The organism is Planococcus sp. VCh962 (assembly GCF_057748275.1).
In genome coordinates, this window is sequence record NZ_JBYLHS010000008.1 from 43,028 (window position 1) to 69,206 (window position 26,179).

The following is a 26,179-nucleotide window of genomic DNA, read 5'->3' on the forward strand; positions in this document are numbered from 1 at the left end:
GCGGGAATTCGGTCAATAAAGACACACTGGCTTTTAAAACAAAAGAGCTGCTTCCATTTCTGGAAGCAGCTCTTTTTTATACTTGTTTAGCTAATAGCCCTGTCAGAACTTCGATAAAGAATTCGTTTTCTTCCGGCGTTCCGACAGTCACCCGGATATATTCCGGCAGCCCCCAAGTTTTTCCGTAGCGGACAATGACACCTTTCGCCATTAAGGCCTTGTAGATTTTTTCGCCTTCTGGCCCTATATGAACAAGCACAAAATTCGCCATGCTCTCCGTATAGTTTAAGCCAAGTTCTTTAAAGGCTTTATATAATTGCTCCCGACCAGCTTTATTGGCTTCTTGGGATGCGCGGACGTGTTCCACGTCTGTAATCGCAGCAGTTGCAGCTGCTTGCGCCAATGCATTGACGTTAAATGGTTCTTTCACTTTCAAGATGGACTGAATGATCGATTCCGGCGCTATGCCAAAGCCTACCCGGATTCCTGCAATTCCATAGATTTTTGAAAAAGTCTGCAGCACTACAACCGGATAGCCTGCTTTCACAAATTCAATGCCATTGGTGTATTCAGGCGCATCAGCAAAATGGCTGTATGCACCGTCGACAACGATTAATACGTCCGAAACAGATTTCAGCAATTTTTCGATGTCTGCTTGCGAGATGATTGTCCCGGTCGGATTGTTTGGCGTACAAATATAAAGGATTTTCGTTTTTTCAGTGACTGCCGCAATGATGGCATCTACATCAAATTGAAAGTTTTCTGCAAATGGCACTGGGACAACCGTCGCCCCCATGATATGGGCTCCGAAATCATATTCGCTGAAAGACGGAGATGGGACGATGATTTCATCCCCCTGTTCCAAGAATGCTTCAGAAACCAGCGTAATCAATTCGTCAGCGCCGTTTGTCGCAATCACTTGCTGTGGGGTTACATTATATACAGAAGAAATCGCTTCTTTTAAATTAGTTGTGTCCGCATCGGGATAGCGGTTCAATTCAGCTAAGCTGGCTTGAATGGCCGCTACTGCTTTTGGAGAAGGCCCAAGCGGATTCTCATTGGACGCTAATTTAATGACGCGGTCCAATCCTAATTCCTTTTGCACTTCCCAAATCGGCTTGCCTGGAGAATAAGGTTGGATCGTATCTAAAGTCTTGCGTGGTTGAATATTTTTATTGTTTCCCATAATAGTCCCTCCAACAGGTTCGTTTCAATTGCATGAATTTTTATTTAAATACATATATAACTATACCAGTCATCTCATAAAATCGGCACCCTAAATTGTTGCAGCTTTTTTCTTTCGCTGAATTAAGTATTTTTTTCCTCAGGAATCAAATTTGTGGCAAGACGCGGACGTCGATTAACCAGATAAATACTGAGGATGATCAAGGCCAACCCGATGACCAGCGTAATGGTTACAGGCTCATCCAAAAATATGGTTCCCGTCAACACCGCGACCAGTGGCACGAGAAAGGTAAAAGCCGCTACTTTGCTGGCTTCCCCATTATTCATTAGATGAAAGTAAATAACGAACGCGATTGGAACTCCGAAAGTGGCACCAAAGCCCAAACCGATCCAATAAGGAACGTTCCAGGTAATATCTGACCAATTTTCGACCGCACTTCCGCCTGCTATCAGCACCGCCCCACCGATGATGAATTGCAATGCCACCATCCACATGGAGTCGACTTGTTTGCCTATTTTCTTCACGTAAATGACGCCGACGGCCCAGCTAAGTGCGGCTGATAACGCCATGACGATACCCGTTACTGAAATACTTCCAGTCAGGCTGTCGGCACTGATGACTAGGATTCCAAGAAATCCCGTGAGCAGCCCCGAAATTTTAAATGCGGTCATTTTTTCACCTAGCCACATCCATGCAAATATGCCGATCAATACCGGTTGAAAATAGATCAGCACTGAAAACAAACCACCCGGCAAGTATTCAAGTCCCGCTGTTTGAAGCCCGTAGAAAAGTACGGCATTGAACAAGGCGGAAATCGCGTAAGCCTTCCAGTTTTCTCGCCAACGGATGCGCCGCCATGTTGGAAGCAGCACCAGTGCAAGCAATAGCCCACCAAAGAAGGAACGGACACCTGCAAATAAGATTGGCGGTGTAAACTCGAGTGCCACTTTATAAATGGACCAGCTGGCTCCCCATATGAGGACCAGAAGGGCCAATAACCCCATCGCTCGGGTGAAATATTTGCTCATTCTTTGTCTCCCCCAGTAGCTTCTTTTATAGATATCGTTCCATTATACAGAATTATGCTATTATTTGAACGAGAAAACATAACTATTTGTATCCCATCAGCAAATATGTTTTACTGTAACGAGACTAACCAAAGAGGAGTTTATACATGATTAAAAAAATGAAATACGCAGCAGTACCCCTTCTATTCGCGTTGGTGCTCGGAGCATGTTCAGACAATGAAGAAGCGGCAAAAAAAGAAGAAACACCAGAAGCGACTGAACAAGCAACTGCAGAACAACAGACAAAACTTAAACTGCCGGCCGAAGAAGATGTGGTCGTAGTCGTAAACGATGAAGACATTCTAGGCAATGTTTACAATAGTGTAGCCCGTCAGCTTGAATCTTCTCTTGCTACACAAGGAAAAGACACTTCAGAACCTGAAAATGCCGACTTGGTAAAAGAACAGGCAATCACTGTTATCGTCGGCAATAAGTTGATTTTGCAGGACGCTGCGAAAAAAGGTTATGAAGCAGAGGATGCAGCAGTCAAAGAACGCCTTGAGGAATTAAAAGGCCAGTTTGAAAGTGAAGAAGCAATGAACGAGGCCCTTAAACAAAACGGATATACGATGGAAGATATGGAAAGCCAGCTTCGCGAACAAGTCACTTACGAAAACTATGTGGCGAAAGAAGTGAAACCGGCTGAAGTGACTGATGAAGAAGTTCAGGAAGCGTATGACGGCTTTGCTGAAACAGCAGGAGAAGAAGCTCCGGCTTTCGAAGAAATGGAGCCGACGATCCGCCAGTCTTTGGAACAGCAAAATACCCAGCAAGCAGTTTATGACCGTATCGAAGAACTAAAAGAAACAGCTAAAATTGATGTGAAAATCTAGCAAAAAACCCCAGCCGCTTGGCTGGGATTTTTTATTTTCTTATAGTTTGTCGTGGCAAAAAGCTGATACTTCCGCTTCTTCATCGTCTTCAAGACCGAATTCCAGAACTTGCCGAGTTGATTTGTCAGCAAAATTGTAATGAGCGATTCTCGCCCCATTGTCATCTACTGCCAAAATAACACGCAACTCCAACCCGCCTTCTGTGAATAGTTCGTCCTCTTCATCCACTTCCACATCCAGCAAAAATTCATAGCGGTCCCCGACCATAATGCCCGTCGGATCTTTTATTTGGTGAAAGCTAAAACTTGTAATTTCCATCGTTACACCTCCGTTTCTCCATTTTAGCCTTTCCCAGAGATTTTTGATAGCATCTGCTTGGAATTGCTGTGGCGTTTAGTCTGGAAACTAAAGGGAATATTAAGTAAATGGAAATCTTTAAAGGAGTGGACATGACATGAACGTATTAGTTATCGGTGCAAACGGGCAAGTTGGACGGCGGGTCGTCCAGGAATTAGCAAAGTCTCAGCATGAGCCAGTCGCCATGGTGCGAAAAGAAGAACAAGTGAATCATTTAAAAGAGCTCGGTGCCACAAACGTGGTATTAGGTGATTTGGAACAAGATTTCAGTGGAGCTTTTGAAGGCATAGATGCGGTTATTTTTGCGGCCGGATCTGGAGGATCTACAGGAGCTGATAAGACCTTGACCATCGATTTATGGGGTTCTGTAAAAGCCATGAGATACGCCGAAGAAAAAGGGGTAAAACGCTTTGTTCAGCTGAGTTCCATGGGTACTGCAGACCCCGATCAAGGAGGCAATAAAATGAAGCCTTACCTGGTTGCGAAAAGAGTAGCAGATGACCTTTTGAAAACGACGAACCTGGATTATACAATAGTGCGGCCCGGCGCTTTATCGAATGAAGGCAAATCCGGCAAAATCGAAATTTCTGCCGAAGGCTTTACTTCAATGAAAGACCGGTCGATTCCCAGAGCCGACGTAGCGGCGCTTTTAGTAAAAGTATTAGATCAGCCAAATACCTATCAGAAAACTTTTGAAGTTCTGCAAGGACAAGCGACCTTTGACGATGGATTGGCTTCTCTATAAAACCTGCTCAGATTGCCCGCAAAAAGAGCGAATAGATTTTCGCTCTTTTTTATGGTAAGATAAGCAATACGATAATAGAGGACGTGATAAGTATGATTAATATTCAACCACCTAAAGCTGATATCACCATTACTCAGCGCAAACAGGAAATTACAGGCGACGAGGCGATCATTAAGCCATTATACGGATTTATCGACTTGCATGAAATTCCGCGCGATAAAGGCGGAATCATTCAATTCTTTAACCATAGCGGCGAATTGCTGTTTGTCGGTAAAGCCCGCAAACTTCGCCAGCGTGTGAAAAAGCATTTTGAAGATAATGTGTCACCATTGAAAAACCACCGTGAGGAAGTTTATCGAATTGCGGTTTCGATTGTAGAAGATCCGATGGAACGCGATATTTATGAAACGTATTTGATTAACACCCAAAAAGCAAAATACAATGTCGACAAAGTATTTTATAAAGATCAGGACTAACTTAAAAGGACGCCTTTAGGCGCCCTTTTTTTGTTTCTTTAATCCATCAAGTGTTTCTTGAAATAATATTTGCAATGCCCTTTTGGATGATCTTCCAAAACGCCGAATCCCTGAAATCCTTGCTTCTTGTAAAACCCGGGTGCCTGGAAGCTGAATGTCTCAACTACCAAAAGGCGATATGCCTGGCTTCGTGAATACTGCTCCAATTGCTGCATCAGCTGTTCAGCAATCCGCTTCCCTAGGGCTTCAGGATCCACCCAGAGAAAATCGATATGCACATGCCCCCAGTAGGCGGTGCCGGCAATACCTCCAATTATCCCTCTTCATTATCGTGGGCAATAAAGCTGATTTGCTCTTCCAGTGATTTCTTTTCCTCAGGTAAACTTGCTTCATTATGCCCCACTACCTTGTTCCGGATAAAATCGCGGCCTTCTTGAATTTCTTGTTTGGCAATTTTCATAAAATCCCCCTAACACCTTTAATGGACTGCATCTTTCTTTGGTTTTCAGTTGTTTCTCTTCTGATTGCACTTTATTCCCATGTTTTATTCTGCTTGCCGAAAGGGAATAGGTATATAACTACGAGGTTTTTTGGAGGAGAAAATATGACATCTTATGCAAAAGAAGCACCGTTTGCCTGGTGCAGAAGCGAGTACGATACACTTCAATCGGTTTTGTTATGCCCACCGCATTACATGGAAATCAAAGAAGTGATCAACGATGTACAAAAACGTTATCAAAAAGAAAATATCGATACTGAAAAAGCTATGCACCAACATGCACAATTTATAGGAGCTTTACAAGAAAACGGCGTTTCTGTAGAAATGCTTGAACCGGCTGAACATTTTCCGGAACAGGTTTTCACGCGTGACATCGGTTTTACAGTAGGTGATACGGTCTTTATCGGCGGAATGGCTTCATCTATCCGCCAAGGTGAAGAAGCTGAGTTGGAAAAATGGCTGGAAAGCCAGCATATTCGCTTCGAACCCCTCGGCTCTAACCGGGTAGAAGGCGGAGACGTCATCATCGACCAGGACACTCTTTATGTCGGCATCAGCAGCCGCACGTCTAAAACCGCTATTCAAGAACTGCAGGAAAAATTGCCGCGCTTTAATGTGGTGCCCATTACATTTAACGAAAAGTATTTGCATCTTGATTGTGTATTCAATATTCTTTCCCCGACGGAAGCATTGATTTTCCCGGAAGCATTAGATGCAGAAACCATAAAAATGTTAGCTAAACGCTATACGCTGATGAAAGTGAGTGCTGAGGAACAATTTGCACTTGGCACCAATGTGCTATCGATTGGAAACCGGCGGGTCTTCAGCCAGCCACAGAACAAAAAAGTCAACCACATGCTCAAAAAACGGGGATTCCATGTAATTGAAGTGGATTTTTCTGAGATTATCAAATCCGGTGGAGCTTTCCGCTGCTGCACGATGCCTCTCGTGAGAAAATAGAAAAGAAGACGGTCTGGATAATCCAGACCGTCTTCTTTTTTTCCCCACTTATTTAACAGCAGTTTTTTGCTCAATCTCTATAAAGAAACGTTCCAATAACTGCGAACCTTCAGGCGTACCAATTGATTCGGGATGGAATTGCATGCCATATACCGGAAAACTTTGGTGCCGGACAGCCATAATGGCATTATCATCCAAAGCGACTGCATCTACATTCAGGCATTCGGGAACAGCCTCCGCATCAATTACAAGCGAATGATAGCGCATAACCGGCAATGGCTTTGGCATTCCAGCAAAGATTCCTTGCTGGTTATGCATTATGGCGGAAACTTTGCCGTGCCGGATTGCTGGCGCTTGGATGATATTTCCTCCAAAAGCTGCGCCAATCAATTGATGGCCTAAGCAAATTCCAAGAATCGGAATGGTTTGGTAAACTTGTTGAATCAACCGGATTGAATCCGGCAAAGCTTCCGGATGGCCAGGTCCCGGAGACAAAATAATGGCCTCCGGCTTTTTCGCGATAATTTCTTCAAGTGTCAATACACCATAACGGACAACTTCCACGTCTTTGCCCATTTCTGCTGCGGCCTGATAAATATTATAAGTAAAAGAATCATAATGATCGATCAAAAGAATCATCCGAACACCTCCGTAAGTGAACGTGCTTTATGCAATGTTTCTTCGAATTCTGCCTGGGGATCTGAATCATAGACAATTCCTGCGCCCGCTTGCACATGGACATGCTGGTCCTTGACCACAAACGTCCGGATGGCGAGAGCCACATCCAAATTTCCGTTAAAGCCGAAATAGCCGATTGCCCCTCCGTAGACTCCACGCCGCTCTTCTTCAAATTGCTGGATCAGCTGCATCGCCCGCACTTTAGGTGCGCCTGATACAGTTCCAGCCGGCAGACATGACACCAGTGCATCAAGCGGGTGCATGGCGCTATTCAACTCTCCCGTCACTTCCGATACGAGGTGCATGACGTGCTGGTATTTCTCGATAGCCATGTACTTCGGAATTTTTACAGAACCGATTGCTGCTACGCGGCCCACGTCGTTGCGGCTGAGATCGACCAGCATCTGATGTTCTGCACGCTCTTTTTCATCGTTTGCCAATTCATCCGCAAGAAACGCATCTTCTTCTTCTGTACGCCCTCTTTTTCGAGTACCCGCTATCGGATTTGTCACCATATGGCCATCCCGAATCGTCAATAAACTCTCCGGTGACGCGCCAACTACAGCGTAGTCACCGAAATCGATGAAGAACTGATAAGGTGATGGATTCTGTTTACGCAGTTTCCGGTACAATTGGAACGCATCTCCTTGATAGCAAGCGGACAAACGCTGCGACAACACCAATTGGAAAACATCGCCGTTTCGGATATGTTCCTTGGCCTGCTCTACTTGAGCCCGGAACTTCGCGGCATCAGTTTTGGAAGAAAACAGGAGCGGCTGCTGTTTTCCCTGTTCAGCCGCAATCTCTGGCAAGCTCAGCTGCTCTTCCACTTCCGCCAGTTTATCTTCAAATGAAATGATCGTAATATCATTCTTGACATGGTCAAAAACCACAATTGTCTCATACAGGTGAAGATGGATATCGGGCATCTGAAGACTATTCTCTACAGCTGCTTTAACCGGTTCATAAGCCTGGATGGCATCGTATCCTATGTATCCGAGCGCTCCTCCAGTAAACGGCAATTCTTCCACTTTTGCATCATGAACAGGCAAAAGCGATTTTAACAGCTCGAGCGGTTTGCCTGTATGCTCCGTTTCCTGTCCGGTCCGGAAATCCACTTCTCTTAATATGTCTCCATCTCCAATAAACGTCTTCGTTGGATCTGCCGCAATAAAAGAATAGCGGCCGGTAACACTCGTCTTCAAGGAACTTTCCAATAAACATTTCCGTTCGCCTTGCAACCGGTTGAATACCATAATCGGCGTCAAAGAATCTCCATCCATCTTTCTCATTTTCATCTCTGCTCATCTCCTCTGATTTAGAAAAGCGGAAGCGGCTGTGTAGCCTCCAGTAACTCCAGACAACAAAAAAGTCCTCTGCAAGGAACAGAAACATTCCTTACAGAGGACGGAATAACCGCGGTACCACCTCTTGTTAAAGCTGAAACAGCTTTCCCTTAGCCCCCAGTAACGCGAGGGAAACGGACTCCTCTACTCCAAGTTCAAGGAATCTCTCATAAGCCCATTCATGCACAGTCCCCGCCAGTTTCCACCTGCCACTGGCTCTCTTTGAGAGGAACTCCATGCACTACTCTTCTTATTCGTCGATTTGCTCTGCTATGCTCAGCTCTACTGTACTCCGGCGATGCCGCTCCCGGCACCTTCTGCCATTTTCCGTACAAAAAGGTTGAACCTATCTTATTGGACTTTTCTTCTTTTGTCAATAAAAAAAATGGTCGAAATTCGACAATTCAGTATTATTTGTGTTTATTAGTACTTTTACGGTATAACTAATAATAAGCAGTTTTTATCATTATAAAAAGGGAGGATACAGAGATGGCAAAAAAGTATATTTTGATGATAACAGGAATTTTAGCATTGTTATTAATTCTTGCAGGTTGTGCAGGAGAAAGCAACAGCAGCAACGAAAGCGGCGGAGAAAGCGGCGAGCAGACACAAATCAGTTTTATGCATTGGCGCGGTGAAGATAAAGCCGTCTTTGATGAAATCATTACAGAATTTGAAAAAGAGAACCCTGATATTTCTGTAGAAATGAATATCTATCCTTCCGATCAATACCTGGGCACTGCTCAACGCATGTTGCAGGAAGGTTCAACGGGCGATGTTTTTGCTTCATTCCCCGGTGCACAATTCCAGTCACTTCAGGAAGCTGGAATTTTTGAAGATTTAAGCGGTGAAAAATTCGTTTCTAATTTTGACGAGAACTTAATCAGTGTCGGACAAGTAGATGGCAAACAATACGCCCTTCCTTATCAGCTTGTTTTCAATATGCCAATTTACAACAAAGGCATGTTTGAAGAACTTGGGCTTGAAGTGCCGAAGAGCTGGACTGAATTCCAGGAAATGTGTGACACGCTACTGGAAAACGGCATCACGCCTATCGCTTTTCCAGGTGCAGATATCGGGCCTAACCAATTCATGAACAGCATGGTGATGAACAATGCACCTGATGAAGAAATTTTCGCCAAACTATTAAGCGGTGAAGAAAAGCTGACGAACGAATGGTGGGTAAAAACACTGGAGGATTTCCAATTGCTTGAGCAAAAAGGTTATATCCAGGAAAACGCACTTGGCACTAACCAGGATGCTGCAATGGCTATGGTAGCGAATGGTGAAGCGGCGATGCTTGCGACCGGTTCATACCACATGGCTTCCTTATTGGGCTTGAACCCGGATCTTCAATTGGACTTGCTTGCACCGATTACAGTCGAAGAAAGCGAAGCTGTATATGAAGGCATCAACACGGCTACATTCATGCTTGCCGTGAACAGCAATTCCGAGAAAAAAGATCAGGCAAAAAAATTCATTGAATACTTGAGTCAGCCGGAAGTTGCTTCTAAATATGCAAATGAAACTGGCCAGCATTTGACTGTTTCAGATGTTAACTACGAATCCGAAGCTTTGAAAAATACTGCTTACTGGATTGATGAAAGAAAAACCCGATTCCAGCCGCGCTATTTGATTACCAATGCACAAGTTGAAGATGCTGTACTCAGCTCGATTGAAAATGTTCTAGGCGGGGAAGATCCGATGGTAGCTGCGGAAGCTGCTCAGAAAATCGTAGACGAAAACAGGGAATGATGTTATGAAAAACTCAAAAACTATTTTTCTATTTTTTGTACCGGGGTTTCTCCTGTACAGCATTTTCTTTCTCTATCCAACAATCAGCGCGTTGTTTTATTCATTTACTGATTGGGATGGATTTAGTGATGCTTTTGCATTCATCGGTTTCGACAATTTTGAGCGGGCTTTTACCGCCGATTCGATTTTCAGGAAAACAATCGGCAACAACTTAAAGTTCATGCTGGTGGTAGTTATTTTTCAAACCTTGGTAGCGCTTGCTTTTGCGATGATTTTGTTAAAGAATACAAAGACCACAATTTTTCTGCGGGCTTTGTATTTTTTCCCTACCATCCTATCATCTGTCTCTGTGGCATTTATCTGGGCGTTCGTTTACGACCCGTCTTTAGGAATCCTGAATCAACTCCTGGAAGCGGTCGGCCTTGGATTTATCGCGCAAAACTGGCTGGGGAATGCCAATATCGCCATTTACTCTTTAGCTATTACACAAGTCTGGTTCCACGCGGGCCAAATGCTTATCGTATTTGTTGCTGGCCTCCAGGCCATCCCGCAGGAAATGTATGAGGTGGCTAAGATCGAAGGAGCTTCGAAGTGGCAGACGTTCCGCTCTGTAACGTGGCCATTGCTGGCTCCTTCCGCAACAATTGTTGTCGCTTATACAACCATTCAATCCTTTAAAGCGTTCGATTTGGTGTTTGCTATGACAGGTGGCGGACCGAATAACTCGACAGAAATCATCGCCACTTATATTTATGACATCGCTTTTAGAAGTTATCAATTTGGTTATGCAAGTGCTATTTCCGTAATTTTTATGGTTATTATCGCATTTATCACGTTCCTGCAATTCAAAGCATTGCGATCGGATCGAGTTTCCTATTAATGAAAGGAGGAAAACAGTGTGCTTTTCCGAAGGTTTTCTCTAATCGTTTATGCTTTGCTTATCTTGATTCCTTTGCTGGTCGTCGTACTGACATCGATGAAGACCTTGCAGGAAACTTTTGCTAATCCGCTTGGACTTCCTGCAGATGGCCTGAACATCAATAATTACGTAGCTATTTTCCAGGAGCAGACGATGGCCGGTTATTTCATGAACAGTGTAATCGTTACCTTGTTTTCCGTAACGTTCACTTTGCTGTTCGCTTCCATGATAGCTTTTGGCATCACGCGCCTCAGCAGCTGGCTTGGAAACATCCTGTTCACATTGTTCACGCTTGGCATGATGGTGCCGGCACAAGTGATCATGGTGCCGCTTTATTCATTGATGCTGGATTTGGGGCTTACGAATAGCTTGGTCGGGCTGATTCTCGTCAATGTATCCACTACATTGCCAATTGCCGTATTCATTTTGACCGGCTTTATGAAAACATTGCCGAAAGAATTGTTTGAAGCTTCAACCATTGATGGCGCCGGAAACTGGCAGATGTTCACGAGAGTAGCCATTCCTTTATCGTTGCCTTCCCTCTCAGCAACCGCTATTTTCCTGTTCGTCATGCATTGGAACGATTTGCTCTATCCGTTGCTGTTCATCACAGATAATGCATATAAGACCTTGCCACTCGCTTTGCTTGAGTTCCAAGGACAATATTCCACCAACTATCCAATGCTCTTCACAGGCGTCATTATCGCTTCTGCTCCTATGGTCGTCGCATACGTCTTCCTGCAGCGCTTCTTCGTTGCCGGCATGACAGCTGGTGCTGTGAAAGGTTAATAGTATAGAAAAAGCTGACGAGAAACTTTTATTCTCTTTTTTCATTTCGCTCCAGGACGGACGCTTTCCGCGGGGGGCGGCCTGAGCCTCCTCGCTCGCTGGCGAAACCCTTGTGCTCCTGCATCGCTGCTCCCGCAGGAAAGGCATCAGCCAACCATAGTTGGGTGATGCCTTTGCGACGAAGCGCCTGGCGCTGCAACGCCCTTTCATGTTTCGAAGCTAGCGTAGCGATGCAGAAACAGGAGCACATCTTTGCCCTTCGCCGCCTTCCGCTTCATTCAGTTTCTTTTAGTTATCTTAGGTTGTTCTCTCAAACAATGAATGTTTGAGAAAGCTTTCTATTGTTTGGTTCTGCTCACTAGATATGGAGCCAAACAGCGGAGACGCCTGCGGGAAAGCGAGACAGCCGAGACCCCGCAAGACGCGAAGCGGCTGAGGAGGCTTGGCGCTCGCCCGCGGCAAGCGCAGCTGGTTGGCGGAATATCGGTTAAGGGATGAGGGCTAATACAAGTTTTTACTTTCTCAACAAGCTGGAAAAAGCTGATGTCCTAAGACATCAGCTTTTTCATTTTCCTTACCACAGCCCAGGTTTAGCTACCATGAGCCACAGCATAGCTACCAGCAAGCCGATATACAGCCAAATGGACCGGTTTAATTTATTGATCAGAGCAGTACGGTCTGCATGAGGCCCATCAAATTTCAGCAGCACTGGTTTGAATGCGCGGGCCAGAAAAAAGATCGAGCTGAACATGATGGCCAATGTCGCTAGTATCCACGGCGTTGTCCATTGCCAGTGGCTTTGCCATATCAACAACGCTCCGGTCGCCACCAGCACATGCCCCGCATGTTTAACGAGGCGGATAGCTGAACGAAAAGTGGTGATTTGCGATTGCAGCACTGTATCCTGAGCGCTCTTCATCTGTTTAACCAACGGCACCAAGACAAAAAATGGGCCAATGGACAAAATGGCACTCATGATATGAAGAAATAAAATCAACGTATACATGGCTTACCTCAATATCGGAGTAAATTCATGAACCCAAACAGTCATATGCGGCAGCCAGGGCATTCCGGGATGGAATTTTAGAATCGATTGTTTATACTCTTCAACACTGTCATACCCTTCTTGACGGGCTGCTTCATCGGTCAGCTCGCCAAGCGTTTGCATATAGACACGCTCCACTTTAAATTCATTTCCTTCCAGCACCATTATTTCACCGGCATCTGCATAACGCCCATTTCGGCGAGTTGCCGTTTTTTGTCCGGCCAGCACTTTCGCTACATCCTTTTTATTTGTTATTAATCTCTCAATGCTGCATGTTTTTGGTGGCAATTCATTATTGTGTAATTCAACCATTTTCATTCCGCCTTTCTGTGAGTCCCTCTTCATTATAAACAAAGCCGAGAAACTGCATACCTTTTCTTCTCAAAAATTGGTGGCATGTTCTGTAGCTGATTTTCACTTAGTCCTCATTGCAACAGCTAAAAAAGAGTCTTGGAATTTTCCCAAGACTCTTTTTCTTTACTTCGCAAAATAATGTTTACCGATTTGTGTAATGACCGTGCGCGAATATATCCATTTGTCGCTGACGCCGGCTGGATTGTAGTAATATGTGGCTCCTCCAGTAGGATCCCATCCTTGGTAAGCATCACGGACCGCCTGGTAAGCGGCAGCATCAGGCGTAAGCCAGTACTGTCCATCATTGATTGCTGTAAACGCATTGCGCTGGAAAATGACGTTATATGCACTGTCAGGGAATTTGCTTGAATCCATTCGATTCAAAATGACTGCTGCTACCCCTACTTGGCCTTTGTAGCTTTCGCCTCTCGCTTCTCCATGCACGACACGTGCCATCATTTTAACTTGATCGAGCTTGCTGCGCGTCAATGAGCCCGTATATCCTGTAGACGGGACATTAAAATCACGCTGGAACTGGCTCACTGCATTTTTTGTCAAAGAACCATAATAGCCTGTTGGATTGACCTGTAAATAACCGAGTTTCTGCAATGATGATTGCAGTTCTGTGACTCCTTGTCCTGCAGAGCCTACATGAAGATCGGGCGAATGTGCTTCAGCCTCTGTTTGAGAAAAACTTAAGAATAGTACAACAAACAATCCGAATGCTAATGTTTTGATGCTTTTCATGCTTTCTCTCCCTTCTATCAACGGAATTGTTAAACCAATTCCTCTCATTAGTATAGAGTTGGAGTAAAACGAATAAAATCCAACAGACCTACTCAATTTCCAATTAATAAAAGTTCAAAAGTCGTGCGAAACTATTTTATGGAATAAAATTCTACTCGAAATGAAAAAAATATGAGAAAATATGCTTAGATATGTTAAGGAAAAAGGGTTCAAGCCTCATTGAAGCGAATAAAACAACCATGACACTGTTTCAAAGGAGGAAATACTTTGTTTATCCGACAGCCTTTTGATGAATTTTTAGAAATAAAGTATGAACGGATAGCCGAAAACAGCGTAAAAGTGACCTTACCCATTAAGCCGTTATACGTTAATAGTGTAGGGGTGGTTCATGGCGGCATTATTTCCGCGTTGGCAGATATAGCGCTCTGTAATACGGTGGCACCTGATGAAAACGGGGTACAAAAAGTGGTGATGGTTGAATTGAATGTCACCTTTTTGAAAGGGGCCAAGTCTAAATTTTTAACTGCGCGGGCTTTTGCTATAAAAGAAGGACGTAACCTTACGCATGCTGATTGTATTATTCACGATGATGAAGATCATGTAATCGCTAAAGCAAGAGCCATCCTCTTCAATCATTAAGCGGAGCTAAAAGAAAAAGGACCCGTTAACGGTCCCTCTCATGGCTCCTGCTATTTGATTGCAATTATTGTTTAATATGGGCATCAGGCGCTTTATCTGCAATAAGATTTAAGGTGATGCCATGTTCTAAAAATGCCTTTAATCCGCACAGCACCATTGTAAATCCTCCCATGGAGTCGACGGCTTGTGCGACCATGTCATCTCCATCCCCTTTAAAGCCGGAATTTGTGATCGAAACGATCGTTTCCTGGTCGGCACGGGGAGTAAACGTCCATTGCACGGTAGAATAGCCATAAGGTTCTTCCCATTCAATCAAGATGCTCTTGTTTTCCTCCAACTGTTTCACATAAACGTTTGTAGACGCACCGTACATTTCCCACTCCCATTTGACATGCTTGCCAAATTCCAGCTTCCCGCTGCTTTTAGTGAACCAGAATTTGGTGGTGATCTCAGGATCGACAAATGCCTCAAATACTTCTTCAACAGGCCTTCTAATGTTCATTTCAGCCTTAACAACCGGTTCCTGGTTTAAGGTAATCATCTTCATTTCCCCTTTCACTTACGGACTAAATGCATTTGCGTAAACTGTCCCGATTGTTTGGCGCTTTTCAGCGTAAATTCTATCTCAAAATCAAGTTCTTGAAAAAGTGGAATGCCTTGGCCGATTACTGTAGGAGCGATGGAAATAAGAAATTCATCAATTAGCTTTTCCTTTAAAAAACTGTGAAGAAGATTGCCTCCCCCGACTACCCAAATATCTTTCCCTGGCAGACTCTTTTCTCTTTCTACAAAAGACTTTACATCTTCGTTGGTGAAAATGACATGCTCAGCCTGCCCGCTTTTCGAGTTCGAAAATACATAGCATTTTTTATCCGGATATGGAACTTTTCCCTTTTCCATTTCCATTATCCAATCATACGTGCGGCGCCCCATGACAACAGTATCAATCGTTTCCATGAAGTCTGCATAACCGGCATCTCCTTCCATTTCCACTTTGAAGAGCCAATCCAAAGAGTCATCTTTTGTAGCGATATAACCGTCTAGACTGATAGCGATGTAACACGTGACTTTCCGTTCTTGAGCCATTTTTTCCCTCCTCTTTTTTGTAGCGTCGAAAAATCACTTTCATTTATCCGGCTTTAACGCTCAGTGGGGAAGAGTCCCTACTGATTCAAGTTTCTCTTTATTTCCCCACTTTATCGTTCTGCTAATCCTCTCAATAGCTCTTCAATTTTGCCAGGAATGAGACGCGACCAAATTTTTTTGTTAAAGTGGAGGAAACTCAAAAAATGGGAGGTCTTTACATGCAAAAAATCGTTATTGTCTCGGATACTCATATTCCTGCCCGTGCAAAAAAGCTGCCGAGTCGTCTGGTAGACGAATGCCAAACTGCAGATTTCATTATCCATGCCGGCGACTGGCAGACACTGGATGTATATCATGAATTGGCAGCTTATACAAAAACGGATGGTGTAACGGGCAATGTGGATCCATGGGAAATAGCAGACCGGTTCGGCAAGAAAAAGATATTCACTTTTGGTGATGTGAAAGTGGGAGTCATCCATGGAGACGGTATCCGCAACACAACCGAACAGCGCGCTTTTGAAGCTTTTTCAGATGAACAAGTCGATATCATCGTTTTTGGCCATTCCCATATTCCAATGATGCGTGAAGTGGACGGCATTACGTTGTTTAATCCAGGTTCTCCTACTGACAAGCGTATGCAGCCTCAATACTCATTTGGGTTGCTCGAAATTGATGGGACATGGGAACTCAAACACATTTTTTTTAATAAAGAAGAATAAGAAATCGAGCCGGTTTTCTTATCGGCTCGATTTTTTATCACACTCTTTTATCAATACAAATCCGAGTTGCTTCAGTGCCATTTCAAGATTCGCTTCAATCAGAATGCCTTTTAAAGCCGTGGCAAAATGCGGCACTTTCAAAGCCATGAAAGGCTGGATGCCGGTAACAACCGGAGTCACGCCAATTATCTTTAAGATATTGACAAGCTTTAACAAGTACTCCCCTACGGCAGAGTTGATTTGAGAAACGCCGGAAACATCGATGATTAAATAATCCAATTCATTTTCTCCGCATTTTTGCAAAACATGATTGATAATGGTTTCGGCTCGTCGGGCTGTCACTTCCCCAATGACTGGTAAAATAGCGACTCTTTGAGTCACTGGAACGAGTGGAGAAGAGAGGGATTGAATTTGTTCGTTTGCTTTTGCCAGTTCCAAAACATATGTCAATAAAGACGACATGGTGGCAAATGCTTGTTGATGTTCTTCTGTGAAATCAAAAGGCACTTGGTCAATGCCACAAATGGTGCCATAGACTTCTCCGCTCTCATACAAAATTGGTATTCCGATAAACGAACCATTACCAAAACGAGATGCAATTTCTAATTTATTGGAGCGAACGTTATTGGAAATGTCTTTGATAACTAACGGCTCTTTTCCAAAATCGATGCTCAAATTGCAAAAAGTCTGTTCAAGAGGAGATAAGCTGCCTTGTGTGACTAGTTCTTCAGCTGCATTCAAAGCTTTAATGATTTCATTGGTCTGTCCATCATTTTTAGCAATGAATAAAGTATTGATTTCCAGCTGTTGGCTGAGCAGTTTTAAAATTTGCTCCGCTGCGTCATCAAAACTTTTAAAGCTGCCTGTTTTTTCAGTTTCCGCAAATGCCATTCCCACGCCCTCCCCTTCTCTCTTAAATCCGTCTTCTAATTCTTTCTTTAACATACTAGTTGTCGTGCAGCTTTGCAAATCTATCCTTAGCAAAAACCAGCCCTTGATAAGGAACAGTTTTATTCGGTTTGGCGGACTTCCATTTTGTCTGGACAATCGAGGTAGCGACCAGCTTCTTTCCTTTATTATACATTTGTTTTTTTAATCTATTATTTTATTTATGTAACAATTATGTCCCGACTTAAAGAGAAGGGTTCAGGATTTTTAAGAACCGGGTATAGCTTAACATACCCTTGTGAGGAGATGATTTAATGGCTGCGTTGGAGAAGCGTTTAGAAATTGATCTGTTGCAGCAAACGGATACGATGATTTATTTCAAATGGTCAAATACAGGTGATACTTGTGTAGTCAAAAGAGATGCAGATACTCTCTACAGCGGCACTGAAAACAGCTGGAAAGATGAAAACCTGCAAATTGGTGAATTGTATACCTATACAATTGAGCGCCTTGATGAGGAAGGCAAGGTAAAAGAGCGGATTAAAATGCAAACTAGCACAGAAGACCATACACAAGACAGCATCAACTATCTTCAGCAAATTGCCGTTACCACAATTGTCTCGGATTCGAAAATTATATTGGCATGGGGAGCCATCGATGGGATTGATGAATATGAAATTTATCGGGACGGCGAACCGGTGGATACCATCTCAAAAACCCAATTTACTGACCGCGATGTAGAAATGGATCGTGAATATTCATATTGGATTCGGGCGAAGCGTCCGTTGGAAAAATCAGAAACTGGTTTTAGTGAAGAGAAGTCGGTAGCTGCTCATCTTTTTGGTTTTTTTAATATTAAGTCCTCACAAGAAGAAGCTGCCATGGAAGAATTTTGGATCACCAAAAAGATTGCGCCTTTGGAACGATTATTAGCTGATTCCCCCCAAGTGAACGTATCGGAATTTAATAGAATTTGGGATTTTCGCTATACCACTTTCTTGCCTGATAAGTTTTTAGCCAATCCGAATCTGCTGTCGCCCAACCGTTATTTTGCTGGAGACAACCGAACATTTACCCCAGATTCCTCCCATTACCGCACACAAGTAAACTTTTCGCTTCAACTGGGGAAAGAGGATTCTACTTTAGAATTGAAAAAGGATGTGGGCATGAGCGTCGCCTACGATTGGCGGAAAAAATTCCGGAAAGCAGATGTGGCTTCTTCTGAAGGCATTCAGCTGGAAAAAGTGAAAGAAGACGAACGAAACGTTAAGGTTATCCTGAAACATAGTGTCGGCAATCCCTTAACAACTTCTCCCAATATTGACTATGACGTATCTGCGACATTTTATCGGGATGGCCACTACGATATTGTAGGGCTGCACGACCAAGCCCCCAATCATGAAGTTTACTTGAAAAACGATAAAATGGATGAATGGTTTCAAATTCACGAAGCCGAAAGTAAAGGATTGGCATGGATGTCCCGCTCGATTGCCAGCCAATACTGGCGAATTTCCAATTTTGAATAGGAAAAGCGGAAGCACAGCAGCAAACAAAAAGGCCTGATACGCCTCGGCGCATCAGAGCCTTTATTGTTTATCAAGAAATCTTTTACGGATATGTGGAGGCGGCAGCATACAACTGTTGAGTTTCCCAAATACCTTATAACGATTTTTTGCGACCACATCGTAAGCGCCATCGCGCAAAGAACGTGGAAATGACTTTAGGTAAAACGCCAGCTTCCATAATCCAGTTAAATGCCGGGAAATCATCAATGCCCCTTCGGATTTAACATAGGCTTTGCCGTCTTGTATCAGTACGAGACTGTCCACATCTTCCGCGACTTGATGCTTTTGTCTAAGCTCCCGTCCAATATCACTTTGTAGGGAAGCAAATTGATAATAGCCCGCTGGATCATGGTTTATGATGAACTGGACACTGCTATCACAGAAATTGCAATCACCATCAAATAATACAACCGCATGTTCCATCTGAATCCTCCTTTGCTCTAAAAAGTACTAGTTATTCCATATCCTCTTTTCCCCCAGCTCAAACACCTTCAGGTCGAAAGAGTTCCTTGATGAAAAACAGCTTCTGGCTCCAGAATGTGTAATTCAAACTTTGAAATTTCTTTCTCTAAATCTTGCTTCCCTTCATCTTCATTAGCCACTTCTTTTACTTTAGGCATCCGAAGATTCGAGGTCAATCGTATTTTATCGAAAGAAACCCCCATGCCAGAATGGCATAGGGGTGTGAATCAATCTTTTTCTTCATAGAAGTCTTCCATATCTTCATCATTTCCGGGCTGATCCTGCGGGCTGTCTGAAGAACCGAAATCTTCGACATCCTGAAACGTATCCGTATAATCCCGAAGCCTGCTGTCTTCTTTTTCCACCGGCTGGCCCGCAAATCCTCTCAGCACATCTTCTTCCGGAGGGCGGGATGTCATATCAATGTCTTGCTGAGCATGGTCAATACAAGTTAATGCGGTCGGCAAAACTTCTAAACGCTCAAATGGGATGTCTTTGCCGCACACTGTACATTTGCCGTAAGTCCCATTCTCTATTGCCTCAAGAGCTGCATTCGTGTCATCCAACTCACTCTCTTTAAATTGGTTTAGCGCAAGACCACGCTCCTGATCAAATAAGTCCGTCGCATTGTCGGCAGGGTGGTTATCGTAATTAGAAAGTTCGCTTGTATCGAACTCTTCCGTATGCTCTATCCGTCCTTCAAGAGAACTTTTCTGTTCAATCAATTGGTCTTTCAATTGCTTCAATTGTTCCTCAGTCATCCGGGTTCCTCCTTAAAAACTTGCTTGTTCTGTATATTTCCTTTTTCAGAGAAATCAAACCTGATGAAGTGAAGTGCGCCGTGTGCAGCATCAATATTCATCAAAACGATCAAGCACGCTGAGCAGATAATCATCTAATCGATGCCTTATCAATTCATCCGTTAAACCGGTCATTCCAAAAACTGCCCAGCCTGGATACACTGCTGGAGGGCCGTCCAGCGCATCGACCAAAGCCAGCAAATCCCAATAAGGATAGTATGTAAAAGTTCCAGAAGTATGCCGAATATAAGCGTCAAGAAATTGATCAGCAGTCGATGTACCGTAAAGCTGCGCTAAGTTTACACGGCAATGCCCGACGTCTACTCCGGCCGGTCCTCTGCAGGCATTGACCCAGTCCACTACTCCACTGATCCGTTGGCCATTCCACAGCACATTCGCGGGGTGGTAGTCCCGATGAAGAAAACAGTAGTCTGCTGGCGGACGCACACCTGCAACGATATAAAATGCCCGCATCCAGTCGTTTTGATTTTTGGACCATACCGGCTTTTCCATAGACAAAGCGTCATTGTAGGAAAAATATTCCCACGGAAACCCATTAGCTTTATAAGAATGGATTTGAGCCAGTGTTTTTGCCACTCCTTCAAGCCATTCCGCTTCTTTTAACGGCTTCAGCACAACTTCGCCTTCGATCTTTGTCATCAAAACGGCGGGCATTCCGCATTTTTCACCTGTAGCATCAAAACTCAGTATTTGAGGTACAGTCACACCCGTTTCTTGGGCAGCCTGTAAACTGGCTGCTTCGTGTTTTGCCAAATCCGGCTCTAAAGCAAGCCAATCTTCTTTTGAAAAAAGACGCAGCACATAAGCTGTTTCCACTTCGCCATTCAAACAGCGCATTTCGTATAAGTGAGAAGATGTCCCGCCAGCAAGAGGCTGAATCTGCACAAGCACCGCTTCTCCTCCCAACATTTCTTTTACCCAATCCATTGCTTCAGCTGACAATCCACCAGCATTATTAACAAGCATTCCAATTCCTCTTTTCGTTTGGCAGTAATTTCCCCGTTTTAACAATCAGCAGGAATTGGAGAACCCCGTTGATTGAAGTTTCTCTTATCCATAAAAGACCTGCCTTTTGGATAAACCAACTTCAGGCAGGCCTGCTTATATCCGGCTTAATATCCCTTTAAACGTACATTTCTAATAACAAAACGGCTTTTGGGAATAGTAGGTATTCTGGCCATACTATAGCTTACATCTTGATCCGGTACATCATACTCCATTTTTCTTACAAGAAATTCAAGGCTCGTTTTCATCGCTTCGATTGTCACCCATTCACCTGCACATCGATGCCCCAAATTATATTCTCCGCCGCCCTGCGGAATAAAGCTGAACGGGCTCTCTTTCCAGTCCTGGAATCGTTCCGGACGAAATTCTTCTGGATTTTCCCATAGCTCAGGATGATGATTTGTGCCGTAAATATCTAAAAATACAAGCGTCCCTTTTTTAAACCGATGATTCTGCCAGACGAAGTCCTGGCGTACTCTTGCTCCTGTAAAAGGGCCGAATGGATAATAGCGCCGTACTTCCTGCACAAACCATTGGCTATAATCCCCTCTATTGACAGCCAATTTTTCACGTGTCTCCGAATGCTCATGCAAAGCTACTGCCCCAAAAGTGATATAACGGCCGATGGCCACAATCGGGCGCAGAATATTGATTATTTCTATAGCTGCCATGCGGCTTGTCATCTTTTTTCCATTAGGCTGCTTATACCAGGACATGGCCCGAAGCGCAGTTCCGTCCGGTGCTCTCAATTTTCCTTTACGCACCGCTTTCACCATTTTTTCAACCCACTCTTCCGACCGGTCCCGCGCTTTTCTGCCTTTCCAGTGCCTCGGCCCTGCACCTCCGAATGAATCAATCAAAGCACCCATGTCACGTGCCCGCATTTCCACTTCAGATTCCCGAAGAGGCACTCCTGCCCAGCGGCAGGCAACGCGCATCATCAATTCTTCCACTTCTTTAAAAAACACGATTTCCTCCATTGCACTCCATCTCTCTACAGCAGAACGCCATTCTTCTGTCACATACAGGTTTAAGAGCTGCAACCGCCTAGGGGTCATAAGCGACATAAAAAGCTCCTTGCGATGCTTATGTGCTTCATCATCCATTGTCTGGATGGCTTTTTCTCCTAGTAAGCTTTTTTGTACTCTTTTTGGAACCGCTCCTCTCCGCCGAAACTTACTTTCATCATAAAACACACGAGCCGCGTCTTCCCCGACCATGCAAACCGTTTTCTGACCGAGCAGCCGTGTTTGGAAAATGTCCGAATTCAGTTCCCTTGCACGGTTTGGAATGAACAGATAGCCTTCCGTCATCAATGCTAATGTGTTGTCCACACCTTTATCGCGGGGGACTGGTTTTGTCTCTGCCATGAGTTGCAACTCCTCCTTTAATTGCGGAACTTTTCTAGTTAACTTACCCGACCGATATACCGCGCAAACAAAGGATATCCCTTAAAGTGAGGGTGCATCTTCTTCGATCTTTTGGGAAAAAAAGAGAATTGACAGTGAACGGAAAGTCTTTTACTATAAGTGAGGTTAGTAAAAAATAAATAACCCGGTGACGGGAGAGGTTCATAGCATTTTACCCTCTATAAAAAACTATGGATTGACGAAATTCAGCCAAATCCACATGCGATTTGGCTTTTTCTTTTCCTGTTTTTTATACGGCCTCTCTCAAGCCACACACTTGAAGGAGGCCTTTACCTATGGCAGGAAGAAACGAAGATACATTAGACCATTTGTCGCTGCTCGGCAATCAAAACACGAAGTATAACTTTGAGTATGACCCGGATATTTTAGAAGCAATCGATAACTTACACACGCGTGATTATTTCGTAAAGTTCAACTGCCCGGAATTTACGTCACTTTGCCCGCAGACTGGACAGCCTGATTTCGCAACGATTTACCTTAGCTTTATCCCGGACAAAAAATTGGTGGAAAGTAAATCTTTGAAATTATACTTGTTCAGTTTCCGCAACCATGGTGATTTCCACGAAGATGTGGTCAATATCATCATGAACGATTTGATCAAATTGCTTGAACCTCGATACATTGAAGTATGGGGCAAATTCACCCCTCGCGGCGGCTTGTCGATTGACCCTTACACGAACTATGGAAAACCTGGCACAAAATACGAAGAAATAGCTTCGTACCGGATGATGAACCATGATATGTACCCGGAAACCATCACCAATCGGTAAAGAAACATTTTCAGTTAAGCATAGTTAGGTTATGGAACGCTTCCTGTAGAGTTATTTGAATAAAGAAACAAAAAAACTGTAGCCAGACTCCGCAAAAGCGAGTCTGGCTACAGTTTTTATTAGTTGAAGAAAAATATTCTCCGTAAAAGTTCAATTACTTAATAAAATTTCACTTAAACAACTTCAAATTTTTCGCTTGTGCTGAAGACTTCATCACATTGGCTGTTCTCGACAGAACTAGATCTGCTGCAATCGGCAAATGATCCGATACAGCGGTTTCGATGACCGTTGCCTTTTCAGGCTCCAGGTTTTGATCTGTAAATATATAATCGATGCGCGTCACCGGCTTTAACTTTACTCCATCAGCATCATGTGCGTAAGGAGCCGGGTACGTATAAGAGTTGTTTTTATTTAATTTTAAGAAGACATCATCGTAATGATTTTCCAGTCTTTTGATTTGCAGGTGATCCGGTGCTGCATTGAAATCCCCTGTGATGATTTTTGGAAATCGGCTTTTTTCTGTAATCTCCAAAATTTCATCAATACTTACCTTGAGCTCTTCCTCTTTTAACGATAAATGCGTATTAAAGAAACTGAGGTAAGTCCCTTTTACTTCGAGCACAACTTCCAGCATTCCCCGTTGTTCACTATTGGCGATTGGCGAGATTACTTTTGTCAGCAAATGGTTTTCAACGTATTTAATCGGATGTTTGCTTAACACCGCATTGCCGTACTGGCGCCGTGGCCTTTCGGGTTCATTTGGTTCCAAGTCTAAATTGGCGCCAAAAGCTCCGTACATGCCAAGCCGGCTGCTAAGCCAGTCTACTTGGTCGATAAAATCACTACGTTCAGTAAAATGCCGATCAAGTTCCTGCAATCCGACAATTTCCGCTCCTGATTGCTCGATGACACTTGCTGTCTTTTCCAAATCGACGACATTGTTCATGCCTAATCCGTGGGCAATGTTGAATGACATCACTTTTATGGGCACGGTGGGGGGGAGTTTTTCTCTCTCCATAAAAACATCTCCTTTTAAGATGAAACGAGTCCTTGGCAAGGGATAATGGATGCATTGATTGTAGCAAAATAATACAAAAAATGCTGTTATTTATGTGCTCATTTCAAAAAAAGTTCAAGATATTCAAAAGCTAAAAATATCAAGCAGCTTTTGTTTTTCTATAGAAGACAAGATACCCTCTTAGACTTTCTGAAGTTCTGTTTGTGCTGCTTCTTGAGTGTGTTTTTTAGCTGTGGATACAACAAAATCGGCCACAATGGGCAGGTGATCTGAAGTATCGGTCTCCATCACCGCTACCTGCACCGGCTCCAACTCAGGATCTGCAAAAATGTAGTCAATGCGGGTAACCGGCTTGAAGTTTTCACCTGTTTCCTCGTTTCGGTAAGGCGAAGGATACGTATAAGCGTCTCCTCTTTTCATTTTCAAGAAGGTATCTGCAAAATGCCGGTTTAGCCTTCTGATTTGTCCATCTTCAGGAGGTGCATTAAAATCTCCCATTACAATTCGGGGAAACTGGCGCTTTTCAGTGATGCCGATCAATTCGCCAATACTGATTTTCAATTCTTCCTCTTTTAAAGAAAGATGGGTGTTGTATACCGTAATCAGATTTCCTTTCACTTCTATCACTGCTTCTAAAACACCGCGCTGCTCATTCTTTCCGAAATCTGTGAGAACTTGGGTCAATCGATGATTTTCTGTATACTTGATCGGGTACTTGCTTAAAATTGCGTTACCGTAATGGCGCCTTGGTTCACCCGCTTCAATCGGATCTAAATCCAAATTCGCTCCAAACACCACTTGCATTCCCAACCGTTCACTTAACCACTGTGCCTGGTCAACAAAAGCACTGCGGGAAGAAAAATAGCAGTCCACTTCTTGTAACGCAATAATATTGGCACATGAGTCTTCAATGATGCCAGCGGTTTTTTCCAAGTCCACTATCCCATTCATTCCTAAACCGTGAGCGATGTTAAATGACATGACTTTAACAGAAACAACTGGTTCCTTTCTTTCCTCAAGCATGCAACCCTCTCCTTTTGAATGAAGCAATTTACCGTCCACTATCTTGGTCACCTTGATTATAACAAAGCAAACAGCAAAATTTTATTGTTAATATGTAAATTTCTGTTAAGTGTTTGTAAAGGAATTGAACATGCCGGTGACAAACATTTTCCACATCAAAAAGACGGGTTTAGCCAAATGGCCAAACCCGTCTTTCATACAATCGCTTATGAATGGTCTTGCGTGTAAATTAAAATCGCATCCCGCAAAAATTCAGCGGCGCCCGGATGCACTTTGTTGTAATAAGCGGCAAAGCGCTCATCATCCACATACATTCGGGCCAGTCCCGCATGTGCTTCTTTGCTGTAGGAAGGCCACGTGAAGGACAACCACTGCTTATGCAAATCCGCTGTTCTTTGAGCCATTCCACTTGCAGGGTCCCCATTTTCGCAAGCCTCAGCAAGCGACTCCATCAATTCCATTTCCAAACGCATAAATTCTTCGTATTGCGCTTCGCTCATATTCAGCATTTTTGCATTGGAACGGTCGACCACATCATCTCCGTATTTTGCACGGACTTCTTCGCCGTATTGCTTTTCGTTGTCATCAACTAATTTCTGCTTAAAACCTTGGAACTTTTCCTTGTCAGCCATGTGACTCTTCCCTTCTGCTGCGGAAATGGTTTTTTCCACATTATTGATCAAGAGGTCCAGCTGTTGGCGCTTTTCCAGGAGCTGCTGCCGGTGTTTTTTCAAAGCCTGCGGTCCGTCAAATGCCGTATCATTGACAATTTTTTTGATGCTTTCCAAATCGAGCCCAAGTTCCCGGTAAAAGAGGATTTGCTGCAGCTTATCCACTTCGTTCCGGCCGTAAATACGGTATCCAGCTGAATTTTTTCTCGCCGGCTTGAGAATTCCTATTTCATCGTAATACCGCAATGTCCTCGTGCTGACTCCTGCCAAGCTCCCCAGTTTCTGAACGGTGTATTCCATGCGCTCACCTCCTGATACTTCCACTC

The 26,179-nt window shown here is 43.8% G+C and carries 32 protein-coding genes, 1 riboswitch and 1 other annotated feature; of the genes, 11 read left to right on the forward strand and 21 right to left on the reverse strand.

Annotated features, from left to right (window positions below; genetic code table 11):
• Positions 1-76 precede the first annotated feature (76 nt).
• Together hisC and AC3AQ9_RS17315 are read right to left on the reverse strand one after the other, a co-directional pair.
• Entirely contained in the window at positions 77-1,186 is a 1,110-nt protein-coding gene (gene hisC / locus AC3AQ9_RS17310; RefSeq protein ID WP_488308729.1) for a histidinol-phosphate transaminase, read from the reverse strand.
• A gap of 122 nt (positions 1,187-1,308) precedes the next feature.
• Positions 1,309-2,214: a DMT family transporter gene (locus AC3AQ9_RS17315; protein WP_488308730.1), complete on the reverse strand. Its 906-nt coding sequence runs from the start codon at positions 2,212-2,214 to the stop codon at positions 1,309-1,311.
• 146 nt (positions 2,215-2,360) lie between these two features.
• On the opposite strand from AC3AQ9_RS17315, the gene AC3AQ9_RS17320 reads away from it, so the two are divergent.
• Positions 2,361-3,086 (forward strand): SurA N-terminal domain-containing protein, encoded by a 726-nt coding sequence (locus AC3AQ9_RS17320; protein WP_488308731.1) that lies wholly within the window; start codon positions 2,361-2,363, stop codon positions 3,084-3,086.
• Between the two features lie 39 nt (positions 3,087-3,125).
• On the opposite strand, the gene AC3AQ9_RS17325 is transcribed toward AC3AQ9_RS17320, so the two are convergent.
• On the reverse strand, positions 3,126-3,404 hold the full coding sequence (locus AC3AQ9_RS17325; protein ID WP_488308732.1) for a DUF6509 family protein: 279 nt from the start codon (positions 3,402-3,404) through the stop codon (positions 3,126-3,128).
• Positions 3,405-3,540: 136 nt separating this feature from the next.
• On the opposite strand from AC3AQ9_RS17325, the gene AC3AQ9_RS17330 reads away from it, so the two are divergent.
• Positions 3,541-4,188 carry an SDR family oxidoreductase gene (locus AC3AQ9_RS17330; protein ID WP_488308733.1) on the forward strand — a complete coding sequence of 216 codons (648 nt, stop codon included), beginning with the start codon at positions 3,541-3,543 and terminating at the stop codon, positions 4,186-4,188.
• Between the two features lie 92 nt (positions 4,189-4,280).
• Positions 4,281-4,664, forward strand: a complete 384-nt coding sequence (locus AC3AQ9_RS17335) for a nucleotide excision repair endonuclease (RefSeq protein ID WP_488308734.1) — start codon at positions 4,281-4,283, stop codon at positions 4,662-4,664.
• Positions 4,665-4,702: 38 nt separating this feature from the next.
• Here AC3AQ9_RS17335 and AC3AQ9_RS17340 read toward each other — a convergent pair whose 3' ends face one another.
• Both AC3AQ9_RS17340 and AC3AQ9_RS17345 read right to left on the reverse strand, forming a co-directional pair.
• Positions 4,703-4,942: a GNAT family N-acetyltransferase gene (locus tag AC3AQ9_RS17340; protein WP_488308735.1), complete on the reverse strand. Its 240-nt coding sequence runs from the start codon at positions 4,940-4,942 to the stop codon at positions 4,703-4,705.
• A gap of 35 nt (positions 4,943-4,977) precedes the next feature.
• The gene (locus AC3AQ9_RS17345) at positions 4,978-5,124 is read right to left on the reverse strand and encodes a hypothetical protein (protein ID WP_488308736.1); all 147 of its coding nucleotides are present in this window, start codon (positions 5,122-5,124) and stop codon (positions 4,978-4,980) included.
• A 144-nt stretch (positions 5,125-5,268) separates the two neighbouring features.
• On the opposite strand from AC3AQ9_RS17345, the gene AC3AQ9_RS17350 reads away from it, so the two are divergent.
• Positions 5,269-6,123 carry a dimethylarginine dimethylaminohydrolase family protein gene (locus AC3AQ9_RS17350; RefSeq protein WP_488308737.1) on the forward strand — a complete coding sequence of 285 codons (855 nt, stop codon included), beginning with the start codon at positions 5,269-5,271 and terminating at the stop codon, positions 6,121-6,123.
• A 48-nt stretch (positions 6,124-6,171) separates the two neighbouring features.
• Here the strand turns inward: AC3AQ9_RS17350 and AC3AQ9_RS17355 are convergent, their stop codons facing one another.
• Positions 6,172-6,762, reverse strand: coding sequence for an anthranilate synthase component II (locus AC3AQ9_RS17355; protein ID WP_488308738.1), 591 nt, complete (start codon positions 6,760-6,762; stop codon positions 6,172-6,174).
• Entirely contained in the window at positions 6,759-8,099 is a 1,341-nt protein-coding gene (trpE, locus tag AC3AQ9_RS17360) for an anthranilate synthase component I (protein WP_488308739.1), read from the reverse strand. The genes AC3AQ9_RS17355 and trpE overlap by 4 nt, the downstream gene beginning before the upstream one ends.
• Positions 8,100-8,201: 102 nt before the next feature.
• Positions 8,202-8,414, reverse strand: a binding site (T-box leader).
• 222 nt (positions 8,415-8,636) lie between these two features.
• Between trpE and AC3AQ9_RS17365 the strand changes: the two genes are divergently transcribed.
• From AC3AQ9_RS17365 to AC3AQ9_RS17375, 3 genes are read left to right on the forward strand one after another with little or no spacing between them, the layout of a single operon-like run.
• A complete protein-coding gene (locus AC3AQ9_RS17365) occupies positions 8,637-9,902 on the forward strand; it encodes an ABC transporter substrate-binding protein (protein WP_488308740.1) in 1,266 nt (421 codons plus the stop codon).
• Between the two features lie 4 nt (positions 9,903-9,906).
• The gene (locus AC3AQ9_RS17370; protein ID WP_488308741.1) at positions 9,907-10,782 is read left to right on the forward strand and encodes a carbohydrate ABC transporter permease; all 876 of its coding nucleotides are present in this window, start codon (positions 9,907-9,909) and stop codon (positions 10,780-10,782) included.
• 18 nt (positions 10,783-10,800) lie between these two features.
• Positions 10,801-11,610 (forward strand): carbohydrate ABC transporter permease, encoded by an 810-nt coding sequence (locus AC3AQ9_RS17375; RefSeq protein ID WP_488308742.1) that lies wholly within the window; start codon positions 10,801-10,803, stop codon positions 11,608-11,610.
• 574 nt (positions 11,611-12,184) lie between these two features.
• Here AC3AQ9_RS17375 and AC3AQ9_RS17380 read toward each other — a convergent pair.
• The 3 genes from AC3AQ9_RS17380 to AC3AQ9_RS17390 all read right to left on the reverse strand — a co-directional run bounded on the left by AC3AQ9_RS17380 (position 12,185) and on the right by AC3AQ9_RS17390 (position 13,756).
• Entirely contained in the window at positions 12,185-12,616 is a 432-nt protein-coding gene (locus tag AC3AQ9_RS17380; RefSeq protein ID WP_488308743.1) for a hypothetical protein, read from the reverse strand.
• 3 nt (positions 12,617-12,619) lie between these two features.
• On the reverse strand, positions 12,620-12,967 hold the full coding sequence (locus AC3AQ9_RS17385; RefSeq protein ID WP_488308744.1) for an ASCH domain-containing protein: 348 nt from the start codon (positions 12,965-12,967) through the stop codon (positions 12,620-12,622).
• Between the two features lie 165 nt (positions 12,968-13,132).
• Positions 13,133-13,756, reverse strand: coding sequence for a cell wall hydrolase (locus AC3AQ9_RS17390; protein ID WP_488308745.1), 624 nt, complete (start codon positions 13,754-13,756; stop codon positions 13,133-13,135).
• A 267-nt stretch (positions 13,757-14,023) separates the two neighbouring features.
• Here AC3AQ9_RS17390 and AC3AQ9_RS17395 point away from each other — a divergent pair, with 267 nt between their 5' ends.
• On the forward strand, positions 14,024-14,395 hold the full coding sequence (locus tag AC3AQ9_RS17395) for a PaaI family thioesterase (protein WP_488308746.1): 372 nt from the start codon (positions 14,024-14,026) through the stop codon (positions 14,393-14,395).
• Between the two features lie 64 nt (positions 14,396-14,459).
• Here the strand turns inward: AC3AQ9_RS17395 and AC3AQ9_RS17400 are convergent, their stop codons facing one another.
• Together AC3AQ9_RS17400 and AC3AQ9_RS17405 are read right to left on the reverse strand one after the other, a co-directional pair.
• Entirely contained in the window at positions 14,460-14,936 is a 477-nt protein-coding gene (locus tag AC3AQ9_RS17400; protein ID WP_488308747.1) for an SRPBCC family protein, read from the reverse strand.
• 14 nt (positions 14,937-14,950) lie between these two features.
• Positions 14,951-15,481 carry a dihydrofolate reductase family protein gene (locus tag AC3AQ9_RS17405; RefSeq protein WP_488308748.1) on the reverse strand — a complete coding sequence of 177 codons (531 nt, stop codon included), beginning with the start codon at positions 15,479-15,481 and terminating at the stop codon, positions 14,951-14,953.
• 218 nt (positions 15,482-15,699) lie between these two features.
• Here AC3AQ9_RS17405 and AC3AQ9_RS17410 point away from each other — a divergent pair, with 218 nt between their 5' ends.
• Positions 15,700-16,200 carry a metallophosphoesterase family protein gene (locus AC3AQ9_RS17410; RefSeq protein WP_488308749.1) on the forward strand — a complete coding sequence of 167 codons (501 nt, stop codon included), beginning with the start codon at positions 15,700-15,702 and terminating at the stop codon, positions 16,198-16,200.
• 18 nt (positions 16,201-16,218) lie between these two features.
• Here the strand turns inward: AC3AQ9_RS17410 and AC3AQ9_RS17415 are convergent, their stop codons facing one another.
• Positions 16,219-17,091, reverse strand: coding sequence for an STAS domain-containing protein (locus tag AC3AQ9_RS17415; RefSeq protein ID WP_488308750.1), 873 nt, complete (start codon positions 17,089-17,091; stop codon positions 16,219-16,221).
• Between the two features lie 311 nt (positions 17,092-17,402).
• On the opposite strand from AC3AQ9_RS17415, the gene AC3AQ9_RS17420 reads away from it, so the two are divergent.
• Positions 17,403-18,614, forward strand: a complete 1,212-nt coding sequence (locus tag AC3AQ9_RS17420) for a DUF3238 domain-containing protein (RefSeq protein ID WP_488308751.1) — start codon at positions 17,403-17,405, stop codon at positions 18,612-18,614.
• Positions 18,615-18,674: 60 nt separating this feature from the next.
• Here the strand turns inward: AC3AQ9_RS17420 and AC3AQ9_RS17425 are convergent, their stop codons facing one another.
• The 5 genes from AC3AQ9_RS17425 to cypC all read right to left on the reverse strand — a co-directional run bounded on the left by AC3AQ9_RS17425 (position 18,675) and on the right by cypC (position 22,311).
• On the reverse strand, positions 18,675-19,076 hold the full coding sequence (locus AC3AQ9_RS17425; RefSeq protein ID WP_488308752.1) for a thiol-disulfide oxidoreductase DCC family protein: 402 nt from the start codon (positions 19,074-19,076) through the stop codon (positions 18,675-18,677).
• Between the two features lie 68 nt (positions 19,077-19,144).
• Complete coding sequence (locus AC3AQ9_RS17430; protein ID WP_488308753.1) at positions 19,145-19,273, reverse strand: hypothetical protein; 129 nt, start codon at positions 19,271-19,273, stop codon at positions 19,145-19,147.
• A gap of 69 nt (positions 19,274-19,342) precedes the next feature.
• Positions 19,343-19,876, reverse strand: coding sequence for a TraR/DksA C4-type zinc finger protein (locus tag AC3AQ9_RS17435; RefSeq protein WP_488308754.1), 534 nt, complete (start codon positions 19,874-19,876; stop codon positions 19,343-19,345).
• Between the two features lie 90 nt (positions 19,877-19,966).
• The gene (locus AC3AQ9_RS17440; protein ID WP_488308755.1) at positions 19,967-20,902 is read right to left on the reverse strand and encodes a phosphotransferase family protein; all 936 of its coding nucleotides are present in this window, start codon (positions 20,900-20,902) and stop codon (positions 19,967-19,969) included.
• A 146-nt stretch (positions 20,903-21,048) separates the two neighbouring features.
• Entirely contained in the window at positions 21,049-22,311 is a 1,263-nt protein-coding gene (gene cypC / locus AC3AQ9_RS17445) for a CYP152 family fatty-acid peroxygenase CypC (protein ID WP_488308756.1), read from the reverse strand.
• A 190-nt stretch (positions 22,312-22,501) separates the two neighbouring features.
• A riboswitch (PreQ1 riboswitch) is annotated at positions 22,502-22,549 on the forward strand.
• 97 nt (positions 22,550-22,646) lie between these two features.
• Between cypC and queF the strand changes: the two genes are divergently transcribed.
• Positions 22,647-23,141, forward strand: coding sequence for a preQ(1) synthase (gene queF, locus AC3AQ9_RS17450; RefSeq protein ID WP_488308757.1), 495 nt, complete (start codon positions 22,647-22,649; stop codon positions 23,139-23,141).
• A 169-nt stretch (positions 23,142-23,310) separates the two neighbouring features.
• On the opposite strand, the gene AC3AQ9_RS17455 is transcribed toward queF, so the two are convergent.
• The 3 genes from AC3AQ9_RS17455 to AC3AQ9_RS17465 form a co-directional block, all read right to left on the reverse strand.
• Entirely contained in the window at positions 23,311-24,159 is an 849-nt protein-coding gene (locus AC3AQ9_RS17455; protein ID WP_488308758.1) for an endonuclease/exonuclease/phosphatase family protein, read from the reverse strand.
• A 180-nt stretch (positions 24,160-24,339) separates the two neighbouring features.
• A complete protein-coding gene (locus tag AC3AQ9_RS17460; RefSeq protein ID WP_488308759.1) occupies positions 24,340-25,182 on the reverse strand; it encodes an endonuclease/exonuclease/phosphatase family protein in 843 nt (280 codons plus the stop codon).
• Positions 25,183-25,388: 206 nt separating this feature from the next.
• A complete protein-coding gene (locus AC3AQ9_RS17465; protein WP_488308760.1) occupies positions 25,389-26,153 on the reverse strand; it encodes a MerR family transcriptional regulator in 765 nt (254 codons plus the stop codon).
• Positions 26,154-26,179 lie beyond the last annotated feature (26 nt).

Bases quoted from the DNA above. Each gene is read 5' to 3' on its own strand.
- AC3AQ9_RS17345 (WP_488308736.1), bottom strand. From the start codon at position 5,124: ATGAAAATTGCCAAACAAGAAATTCAAGAAGGCCGCGATTTTATCCGG.
- AC3AQ9_RS17430 (WP_488308753.1), bottom strand. From the start codon at position 19,273: ATGCCTAAAGTAAAAGAAGTGGCTAATGAAGATGAAGGGAAGCAAGAT.
- AC3AQ9_RS17355 (WP_488308738.1), bottom strand. From the start codon at position 6,762: ATGATTCTTTTGATCGATCATTATGATTCTTTTACTTATAATATTTAT.
- AC3AQ9_RS17420 (WP_488308751.1), top strand. From the start codon at position 17,403: ATGGCTGCGTTGGAGAAGCGTTTAGAAATTGATCTGTTGCAGCAAACG.
- hisC (WP_488308729.1), bottom strand. From the start codon at position 1,186: ATGGGAAACAATAAAAATATTCAACCACGCAAGACTTTAGATACGATC.
- AC3AQ9_RS17335 (WP_488308734.1), top strand. From the start codon at position 4,281: ATGATTAATATTCAACCACCTAAAGCTGATATCACCATTACTCAGCGC.
- AC3AQ9_RS17350 (WP_488308737.1), top strand. From the start codon at position 5,269: ATGACATCTTATGCAAAAGAAGCACCGTTTGCCTGGTGCAGAAGCGAG.
- AC3AQ9_RS17385 (WP_488308744.1), bottom strand. From the start codon at position 12,967: ATGGTTGAATTACACAATAATGAATTGCCACCAAAAACATGCAGCATT.
- trpE (WP_488308739.1), bottom strand. From the start codon at position 8,099: ATGAAAATGAGAAAGATGGATGGAGATTCTTTGACGCCGATTATGGTA.
- cypC (WP_488308756.1), bottom strand. From the start codon at position 22,311: ATGGCAGAGACAAAACCAGTCCCCCGCGATAAAGGTGTGGACAACACA.
- AC3AQ9_RS17390 (WP_488308745.1), bottom strand. From the start codon at position 13,756: ATGAAAAGCATCAAAACATTAGCATTCGGATTGTTTGTTGTACTATTC.
- AC3AQ9_RS17405 (WP_488308748.1), bottom strand. From the start codon at position 15,481: ATGGCTCAAGAACGGAAAGTCACGTGTTACATCGCTATCAGTCTAGAC.
- queF (WP_488308757.1), top strand. From the start codon at position 22,647: ATGGCAGGAAGAAACGAAGATACATTAGACCATTTGTCGCTGCTCGGC.
- AC3AQ9_RS17315 (WP_488308730.1), bottom strand. From the start codon at position 2,214: ATGAGCAAATATTTCACCCGAGCGATGGGGTTATTGGCCCTTCTGGTC.
- AC3AQ9_RS17380 (WP_488308743.1), bottom strand. From the start codon at position 12,616: ATGTATACGTTGATTTTATTTCTTCATATCATGAGTGCCATTTTGTCC.
- AC3AQ9_RS17455 (WP_488308758.1), bottom strand. From the start codon at position 24,159: ATGGAGAGAGAAAAACTCCCCCCCACCGTGCCCATAAAAGTGATGTCA.
- AC3AQ9_RS17425 (WP_488308752.1), bottom strand. From the start codon at position 19,076: ATGGAACATGCGGTTGTATTATTTGATGGTGATTGCAATTTCTGTGAT.
- AC3AQ9_RS17365 (WP_488308740.1), top strand. From the start codon at position 8,637: ATGGCAAAAAAGTATATTTTGATGATAACAGGAATTTTAGCATTGTTA.
- AC3AQ9_RS17460 (WP_488308759.1), bottom strand. From the start codon at position 25,182: ATGCTTGAGGAAAGAAAGGAACCAGTTGTTTCTGTTAAAGTCATGTCA.
- AC3AQ9_RS17370 (WP_488308741.1), top strand. From the start codon at position 9,907: ATGAAAAACTCAAAAACTATTTTTCTATTTTTTGTACCGGGGTTTCTC.
- AC3AQ9_RS17320 (WP_488308731.1), top strand. From the start codon at position 2,361: ATGATTAAAAAAATGAAATACGCAGCAGTACCCCTTCTATTCGCGTTG.
- AC3AQ9_RS17465 (WP_488308760.1), bottom strand. From the start codon at position 26,153: ATGGAATACACCGTTCAGAAACTGGGGAGCTTGGCAGGAGTCAGCACG.
- AC3AQ9_RS17325 (WP_488308732.1), bottom strand. From the start codon at position 3,404: ATGGAAATTACAAGTTTTAGCTTTCACCAAATAAAAGATCCGACGGGC.
- AC3AQ9_RS17410 (WP_488308749.1), top strand. From the start codon at position 15,700: ATGCAAAAAATCGTTATTGTCTCGGATACTCATATTCCTGCCCGTGCA.
- AC3AQ9_RS17400 (WP_488308747.1), bottom strand. From the start codon at position 14,936: ATGATTACCTTAAACCAGGAACCGGTTGTTAAGGCTGAAATGAACATT.
- AC3AQ9_RS17435 (WP_488308754.1), bottom strand. From the start codon at position 19,876: ATGACTGAGGAACAATTGAAGCAATTGAAAGACCAATTGATTGAACAG.
- AC3AQ9_RS17330 (WP_488308733.1), top strand. From the start codon at position 3,541: ATGAACGTATTAGTTATCGGTGCAAACGGGCAAGTTGGACGGCGGGTC.
- AC3AQ9_RS17415 (WP_488308750.1), bottom strand. From the start codon at position 17,091: ATGGCATTTGCGGAAACTGAAAAAACAGGCAGCTTTAAAAGTTTTGAT.
- AC3AQ9_RS17440 (WP_488308755.1), bottom strand. From the start codon at position 20,902: ATGCTTGTTAATAATGCTGGTGGATTGTCAGCTGAAGCAATGGATTGG.